Genomic DNA, 7,923 nt, shown 5'->3' with positions numbered 1-7,923 from the left:
TAATCTTCAACAACTGTATTTCGAGTTCGGTCATCTATTAATACCCCATTGGAACCATGTATGTGCCACCCTGCCAACTCCCTGCTTTGGTATTGATCTGAATACACAGTCGAGGATTCTTGTTGTCTTTGGTACATGTACTGATATTCAAACTCCCCCCTGATTTGTTCAAATGGTCGATTATCGCTTGTTTTTCCAAGACCACGCTGTTCACTGTTTGCAGCTCGCTGTACTTTGTTTGGGTACTGTAGCCCAAGAGTAAAATCGCAATAAGTAAAATAACAGCAGTTGAAATCAGCATGATATTTAAAAGATTCAGCTTCTTCTCTACTTCGTTGTTGTGGACTTTCTGTGCTTCGCTCTCGATCTTCTCGTTTAACTGCTGTAAACGGCTTAATTTCGATTCTAGCAAGGCTTGGTGCTCGGTCAGCTTGCTGTCTATCGCTTCGGAGCTCTGTGCTAGGCTCTGATCGATCTTTTCGTCCAATGCCTGAATAGCGTTCGCTGTGATATTTGTTCTTGTGTTCAAGCTGTCTTTGATAGTCTTTGAGGTTTGATCTATAGCGTTCTGAAGCTGTTCCTCGGTATGCTTCAATTCGTTGTTGTACTTCTTGTCGATATTCTCCAGTAGCTGTAAAGCCTTGCTCATAAATCTCGCCCTCTAAGCGAATAGGACGCTTTGCGTCATTAAAAGGATTTTCAATAGCAATGGATTGCTTAACTTGTCGAGTGACTTTGATCTGATGTGATTCAAGCCATTGCACCAATGTTTGACGATCGGAAATGTATCCATCAGAAACCGCACGATAGATACGATCATGTAATTGACTTTTAAATGCTTTTACATTGCTTGGAAGGTGTTTTTTATCTAATAGCAGTTGTCGATTCTCGGGGGCATCAGGGTCATATAACCCATATTTTGTGTTGGTAATTTTCTTAAATAAATCGACTCGGTCAAGATCAACAGGGGCATAAAACGGCTGTAAGCGTTTTCCTGTACTGAGTTCAACATTCGGAATCACAAAATTGAGCTCTAAACGTCTTTTTTGATCAAGTTCTTTTGCATCAGTCGGTAGATGATTGGAGTCCACTTTATCTTGATTGAATTTATCTCGATGCTCTACCCATAGTATTTTGTACTGGTCTTGCTCAAGACCGGGAAAAAGACACTGCTCAAAATCCTGCATGATCTTTTGTTTATCTTTATCATCTAAATCATGCTCATAAAAACTTAAACACCCCGAAGTATACTTTTTAGTAAAAGGGCTACTATCAATCAATTGTGCCGTTAACTCTACATCACCACTTAACACTTGAGCATGTTCACGCTCTCGATCTTCACCCAGTAAGTAATCTAAACAGTTTTTTGATAATCCTGTGCCATGTCGAAAGAAATCAACAATCATCTGGGCGTAACTCCCGAAGTTGGCGATCAATTGAAATTAACAAATGAAGTAACTTGGTTTTATCAAATGTACCTACATCTGCAATATCTGTATTCACTGCTTTAGCAATTTGATTCAAGTTATTACCAATACGACTGAGTTCTAAAATCAGTTGTTTCTCTGTTTGGCTATAAATGGCTTCAGCAGAAGGAGCTAATTTGAGCTGATCTTGTTTTTTTTGTTTTGAATTATAAATCTTAGTCGTTTTTTCTAGAGCAGATTGTCTAAGTAACTTTGCAATTGAACCATAAGGGTTATTTGAATCAAGCAATTGATATTCTGTTTCTGACAATCTGACTTTAAATGTTCTTTCTCTAATTACTTTCTTTTGAACTGTAATCTTGTCTGTCATTGGATCCATCTCTTTATTTAAAAAGAATGTTTTTGCTTTTGGGGGCATTGGGGGGTTTCCCCTGATCAAGGTCACAGAGTACCACATTTCATTACATTAAATAGGGGTAGCTGTGTATCCTTGCTTATTAAGGTATAAGGAATAGTATACTATTTAAATTTAATGTAATGAATATTTTTAGGCCATTTAAAATTAGAGAATTATTTTAAACAAATAATGTAAACCACTCAAAACGATCACACAAACGGCTGTTATCTGATATGGCGGCACTTTTACACCCCTTTAAGCCATTTAATAATAGTAGGACGACTAACTTTTAAAGTATTTGCTATTTGAGTTTTATTCACTCCCTGCACTTCTAATTCTTTAGCCATCATTCGTAATTCATCATATTGATGTGATCTCGCTTTCCCACCTAAAGAGCATGCTCCTTTAACATTGGCACGCTCAGCATTCTTAGATTGCCATTCACTAAATCCACCATAAGAGAATTTTTTCCAGCAATAGTTTGAAATACTCTTTGCTGTAGCTCTTAACTCACTATATGGCAAAGGTATTTCAAACTCACTATTTAACGCCCTTATATGCGATAAAACCGCCTTCTCCCACTCTAGGCTACTATGGTGATGAAAATAGTCTCTAACAGCCTTATATGCCCATTTACGAGCAGTATTGAACAGAGTACAGTTTCGTCCAAGACCTAAAAACTCCTGTTTCTTGCTTAATTTCTTTGGTAGCTCTATAAAATCAGCTAGATAATCGAGTGTATAAGCTTGATCACTCCAAAACTCAATTCGCCAATCTTGGTGGAAAGGGTTTTTAGTGATGAGATGACTATAACCAACATCTGCACCTAGTTTATTAGCAAGTCCTGCTTGGACTTTTGAAGCATAGGCTATTGCTTTTTGACTACCAAACTCACTGGTACATAACGGAATTTCTAGTTTATAGCAGATATGAGCATGTCCATTCTTAGGATTTTGAGCAGTCCAATAGGGTCTTGGGAGGTTCTCATCATGCCAGGCCATAACAGCTTCAGTACGATCTAAATCGAAAAAGAAGTAATGTAACATGCAAGGTTGATTGCCTTGTATATACTGCATTTTGATTGCCGTTGTTTTTGGTCTTATTTTTAATCCATACAATAACTCATCTGAGCAATACGGTTTATGTGCGAGATTATTAAAAAAATCGCTTAATTGTATGTTTTTCACTGTTTGCAACATCCTGTTGGTTGCAAATGCTCAAAACATCAGTAAAATACAAGTATCGAATTTGCTTCTACAGATGCTCTAAGTATTTGTTAAACAAAGTAAAATAAAGTGAGTATCCAGCTCGCTTTTTTTACGCTTGTATAAAACTTACCACTACAAAAAAAATAAAGCAAATAGATGATTTTATTAAAAATATTTTTTATTTAAAAAGAAAATAGATTAAATATTTTCGGTTATTTTTTTCTATTAAAAATAACCGAACGTGTTATAAAAGAAATAATATTTAATCATCTAAAATTTGATTATTAAATGGAACTTTCAAGAACCTGACGTACATATCGAGTATATGGGATGCCTTTTGCTTTTGCTTTTGCTTTAAGTGCATCAAGTAGAGACTCTGGAACACGCATATTAAGTGTTTTTGACTTTGGCTCAAACTCAAAATGCATAGGTTTAAAACCTGATAAATCGAGTTGACTAAGATCAGAGTTTGCAACAAATTCTTCAGCCTCTTCTATACTTTGAAAAGATGGAATTTTTTCTCTATTCGTAACTTTCATAATGACTAATCTCCTTTTCATGCATATATCGAGCACTGATTGGACGAATTAAATTTTTCCCATTAATTCTTCTAAGCATAAATACTAAAAAGATATAACGGCCTATAGCATTTTTTCCTATAGCTCTATAGCGTGGCTCTTTATCATATGGATCCTTCTGAACCATAGGTTCATGATGAAAAATGTATTCAATTTCCTCTTGAGATACACCATGCTTTCCACATTTAGGCCAATTACCCGAATCCCAATTAAAACCTAATACTTTCATTTCAATAAATACAACACATTTGTATTGTTATATTATTCTTTTTCTTAAAAAAAACAATAGATAAAATATAGATTATATTTCACAAATAGACAGAACTGTATACAATCTTTTTTTTTAATTGGATATTTACCTTGTTAAATCAACAACTAAAAAACTTGATTCAAGAAATACGACATGATTTTGGGACTCCTTTTTGGGTATATGATGAGTCAAAAATATTGAAACGAATTGAGTCATTAAAAAAATTTGATGTCATTAGATATGCTCAGAAAGCTAACTCTAATATTCATATATTAAAACTAATGTTAGAAAATCAAGTCTGTGTAGATTCAGTATCATTAGGAGAAATTGAAAGAGCTAATTTAGCAGGATTTTCAAATAAAGAAGGGCGAACATCATCCATCATATATACATCAGATATGATTGATGATGAAACAATTCGTAGAGTTATTGAGCTGAATATACCTATAAATGCAGGCTCACCTCAGATGCTAGAGCAAATTGGAAGAGTAAAAGAAGGGCATCGTGTTTGGTTGAGAATTAATCCAGGATTTGGTCATGGACATAGCAATAAAACCAATACTGGAGGTATTAATAGCAAACATGGTAACTGGCATGAATCTTTAAATGAATGTTATGCATTGATAGAAAAGTACAAATTAGAACTAGTGGGCTTACATATGCATATAGGCTCTGGTGTTGATTATGATCACCTATCCAAAGTCTGTGATGCAATGGTAAAACACGCTAAAGAATGTCCTTTCCCTATTCAGGCTATATCAGCTGGGGGAGGAATACCAGTACCTCACACAGATGATGAAAAAGATATTGATATAGAAAAATATTTTTCACTATGGGATAGCGCTAGAAAAGAAATTGAGAACTTCTATAAGAAAAAAATTACATTAGAGATTGAACCTGGACGCTTATTAGTTAGTGACTCTGGTTATTTAGTTACAGAAGTAAGAGCATTAAAGCAGATGGGGAGTAATAACTTTGTTATTACCAATTCTGGCTTCAATGATTTAATGCGACCAGCAATGTATGGTAGCTCACATAAGATTTCCCTAATAAGAAATCAAGATACTAAAGAGCAAACTACTCAACCTAGTATAATCGCAGGCTCACTATGTGAATCTGGAGATGTCTTTACACAAGATTCATTAGGTATACCACAAAAAGTCTCAATACCTACCCCACAAGTAGAAGATTTAATAGTTATCCATAACTGTGGTGCATATGGTGCAAGTATGTCCAGTAATTATAATAGTAAACTCTTATCACCAGAATTTTTACTGCGAAAATCAACATATAAAGTCATTAGAAAAAAACAGAGCTTTACACAACTTTTTCAATTAGAAGTAGATTTATAATTATTAATTATAGGATATAAAAATGTACGATTTAGTAGGTATTGGATGTGGGCCTTTTAATTTAAGTGTGGCAGCCTTAGGACATCAACATGATACAAAAATGCTATTTTTAGATAAACAAGACCAGTTTAAATGGCATTCAGGAATGCAAATAGAAAATGCAACTATTCAGAATAGTAGCATTAAAGATTTAGTAAGTTTAGTTGATCCTACTAACCAGTTTTCTTTCTTAAACTTTTTAAGAGAAAATAACCGTATTGAAGAACATCATATAGCAGACTTTGATGCAATTCACAGATGGGAGTTTGAACAATATTTAAGTTGGGTAATTCAGAAATTAGATAGCTCTGTTTTACTATCTAGTAATGTTGATAAAATATATCGTTTAGGTAATTTCTTTGAGATTGAATTCACAAGGTTCGGAGAGAAACATCGAATAAGAACAAAAAATATTTCAATTGGAATTGGCGTATCACCAAATGTTCAATTTATAACAGATAAATCATCACCAACATTAATTCACAATTCAAATTATAAAGATGTTCCATTTACTAACTACCATGGTAAAAAAATTACTATTGTTGGTGCAGCTCAGAGTGGTTTAGAAATTGCTTTGGATATTATGGAGAAAGATATTGATTTCCATGAAATTAATATAATAAATCGACAACCATTTATCAGAAGTATTGAAGATACGCAATTTGCCGAAGAAGCAATATATAAAGAAGAGGCTTTAGATAAGTTTTATAAAATAAATTTAGACACACGTAAAAAGTTAAATAAAGAGTTAAGATTCACCAGTGATGGTGCTTCACCACACACTATCAAAAGCTTATATCAGAAAATTTATATTAATAAAAATAAATATAAAAAAGATAATGTTAAAATTTTCAACTCTACTGAACTTAATGAAATTAAAGAACTAAACTCTAAAGAATATAATTTATTTTGTACTAACCTTATAAATCAGAAATCACAAATCATAATCTCAGACATAGTTATTCTATGTACAGGTTATATACAAGAATTTAATACCGAAATTTTTGACCCTGAGTTACTAAAGCTAATTAATTTTGAATCGAACAATTTACCTAAAGTTATGCAAGACTTCTCACTAAGCCTTACATGCGAAAATATCGGTAAAATTTATGTTTTAAACAATGCAAAACATACATTTGGGGTTGTAGAGCCAAATCTATCCTTAAACGCTTTTCGTGCAAAAAGAGTGGTAAATAGCATTAAAAATAGTTTAGTCAAAGTTGAGTCAAATTAATGATATTTTTACTTTTTGCAGCTTTTTTATGGGGAACATCATTTATTGCTGGGAAATATGCTTATGGTGTATTTGATCCATATCTCTTAGTTCAGCTAAGAATGGGAATAGCTACTTTATTTGTATTACCTATTTTATATAAACGAAGAAATGACGTATTTTTAAGTTTTAAAACACATAAAAAAGGTTTACTAGCTTTAGCATTTCTCATTTATCCAGCAACTTTTTTACTACAGTTCTTAGGGCTAAAATACACATCAGCTTCTAGTGCGACAACCATGATCGGTATAGAGCCATTTATGGTTGTTTTTATTGGATACTTTTTCTTTAAAAATAAAACTTCTCAAATAGACTGGATATTAGGTGGATTAACTTTCATAGGAGTGTTAATAGTTGCTTGGTCATCACAACAAGATCATAGTATTAATCTCTTTGGATGCCTCTTAGTAATATTATCGACAATTGTAGTAGCTATTTGGGTACTAACATCAAAGAAAATTTTAAGTGAAATTGATAGCAGCCTGTTTACTGCTATTACTATTTTTTTAGGATTCATTCTTTGCATCCCATTTACCCTATTTTTTTCTACAACTTCAATAACTAGTATAAATTCAAATATTTCCATTCCAAGCATGCTTGCTCTTTTATATTTAGGTATTGGATGCAGTTATTTAGCATCAAAGCTTTGGAATAAAGGCTTAGAAATGTCTTCTGCAAATAATAGTGGGTTATTTTTAGCCCTAGAACCTATTTTTGGCGTGGTCTTTGCAGTTTTATTACTAAGTGAAAATATTACAGGAACAACATTAATAGGTGTAATTATAGTTCTATGTTCCACATTCTATTCACAAGCCATTAAAAAGTCATAGAAAATATTTAATAATTCTAGCCCTAGGGCTAGAATTATTCGGATTAAATTAAATATCAAAACTTCTACCTTGATCTTTTTTTATTTGAGGTTCTTCAACTAATTTCTGCCGTTCCAACTTTTGTATTTCTATCACGTTAAGACTTGTTTCAATACTGCTGAGGTTTCGAGCAAGTTCTGTTGTGCCTTCTCGTATTGTATCGATACTGCTTGTTGTACGTTCGATATTTTCTCTAGTGCATCCTGATTGTCGGCTGTGATCTTGCTCATCTCTTGAAATTTGCCATTGATCTGCTCGGTATACCTCGCTGTGCTTTTCTCTAATTCGTAAAATTTCTTCTGTATTGTCGCTAATGATCTTTGTGCCTGCTGTAAGCTGTTCTGATCGTTTTTGATTGCTCGCGACTGCACTGACAAGATTTTCATAATATCCTCTTGCATGGAATCCAAAGTCTGATGCTGCTTCTGCAATTGTGTTTGTTGTTGCAGTAATTGCTGCTGTTGTTCTTCGATAATCTTCAACAACTGTATTTCGAGTTCGGTCATCTATTAATACCCCATTGGAACCAT

At 33.4% G+C, this 7,923-nt stretch carries 8 protein-coding genes and 1 pseudogene; 3 read left to right on the top strand and 6 right to left on the bottom strand.

Annotation, left to right across the window (positions count from 1 at the left end):
• The 5 genes from AC1MPL_RS00150 to AC1MPL_RS00130 form a co-directional block, all read right to left on the bottom strand.
• The coding region (locus tag AC1MPL_RS00150) for a relaxase family protein (protein WP_479763276.1) at positions 1-1,406 on the bottom strand (1,406 nt) is incomplete at its 3' end.
• Positions 1,396-1,845, bottom strand: coding sequence for a plasmid mobilization relaxosome protein MobC (gene mobC / locus AC1MPL_RS00145; RefSeq protein ID WP_479763275.1), 450 nt, complete (start codon positions 1,843-1,845; stop codon positions 1,396-1,398). The genes AC1MPL_RS00150 and mobC, both read right to left, overlap by 11 nt.
• A gap of 224 nt (positions 1,846-2,069) precedes the next feature.
• Positions 2,070-3,011 carry a replication initiation protein gene (locus AC1MPL_RS00140; protein WP_479763274.1) on the bottom strand — a complete coding sequence of 314 codons (942 nt, stop codon included), beginning with the start codon at positions 3,009-3,011 and terminating at the stop codon, positions 2,070-2,072.
• Between the two features lie 305 nt (positions 3,012-3,316).
• Positions 3,317-3,571 (bottom strand): CopG family antitoxin, encoded by a 255-nt coding sequence (locus AC1MPL_RS00135; protein WP_479763272.1) that lies wholly within the window; start codon positions 3,569-3,571, stop codon positions 3,317-3,319.
• A complete protein-coding gene (locus AC1MPL_RS00130) occupies positions 3,555-3,839 on the bottom strand; it encodes a BrnT family toxin (RefSeq protein ID WP_479763270.1) in 285 nt (94 codons plus the stop codon). The genes AC1MPL_RS00135 and AC1MPL_RS00130 overlap by 17 nt, the downstream gene beginning before the upstream one ends.
• A gap of 131 nt (positions 3,840-3,970) precedes the next feature.
• Here AC1MPL_RS00130 and lysA point away from each other — a divergent pair, with 131 nt between their 5' ends.
• Genes lysA through AC1MPL_RS00115 form a run of 3 tightly spaced genes read left to right on the top strand, consistent with a single transcriptional unit; the run spans position 3,971 to position 7,354 of the window.
• Complete coding sequence (lysA, locus tag AC1MPL_RS00125; RefSeq protein ID WP_479763268.1) at positions 3,971-5,212, top strand: diaminopimelate decarboxylase; 1,242 nt, start codon at positions 3,971-3,973, stop codon at positions 5,210-5,212.
• A 22-nt stretch (positions 5,213-5,234) separates the two neighbouring features.
• Entirely contained in the window at positions 5,235-6,485 is a 1,251-nt protein-coding gene (locus AC1MPL_RS00120) for a SidA/IucD/PvdA family monooxygenase (RefSeq protein ID WP_479763266.1), read from the top strand.
• Positions 6,485-7,354 carry a DMT family transporter gene (locus AC1MPL_RS00115; protein WP_479763264.1) on the top strand — a complete coding sequence of 290 codons (870 nt, stop codon included), beginning with the start codon at positions 6,485-6,487 and terminating at the stop codon, positions 7,352-7,354. Before AC1MPL_RS00120 ends, AC1MPL_RS00115 begins: the two co-directional genes overlap by 1 nt.
• A gap of 48 nt (positions 7,355-7,402) precedes the next feature.
• Here the strand turns inward: AC1MPL_RS00115 and AC1MPL_RS00110 are convergent.
• Positions 7,403-7,923, bottom strand: a pseudogene (locus tag AC1MPL_RS00110) (relaxase family protein); the annotation flags it as partial.

The organism is Acinetobacter sp. N1-1 (genome assembly GCF_056711485.1).
This window is presented reverse-complemented; position numbering and strand designations above follow the sequence as displayed.

What these genes read in the sequence shown, in the direction of transcription:
- mobC (WP_479763275.1), bottom strand. Translation starts at nt 1,845, where the DNA reads ATGCCCCCAAAAGCAAAAACATTCTTTTTAAATAAAGAGATGGATCCA.
- AC1MPL_RS00135 (WP_479763272.1), bottom strand. Translation starts at nt 3,571, where the DNA reads ATGAAAGTTACGAATAGAGAAAAAATTCCATCTTTTCAAAGTATAGAA.
- AC1MPL_RS00130 (WP_479763270.1), bottom strand. Translation starts at nt 3,839, where the DNA reads ATGAAAGTATTAGGTTTTAATTGGGATTCGGGTAATTGGCCTAAATGT.
- AC1MPL_RS00120 (WP_479763266.1), top strand. Translation starts at nt 5,235, where the DNA reads ATGTACGATTTAGTAGGTATTGGATGTGGGCCTTTTAATTTAAGTGTG.
- AC1MPL_RS00115 (WP_479763264.1), top strand. Translation starts at nt 6,485, where the DNA reads ATGATATTTTTACTTTTTGCAGCTTTTTTATGGGGAACATCATTTATT.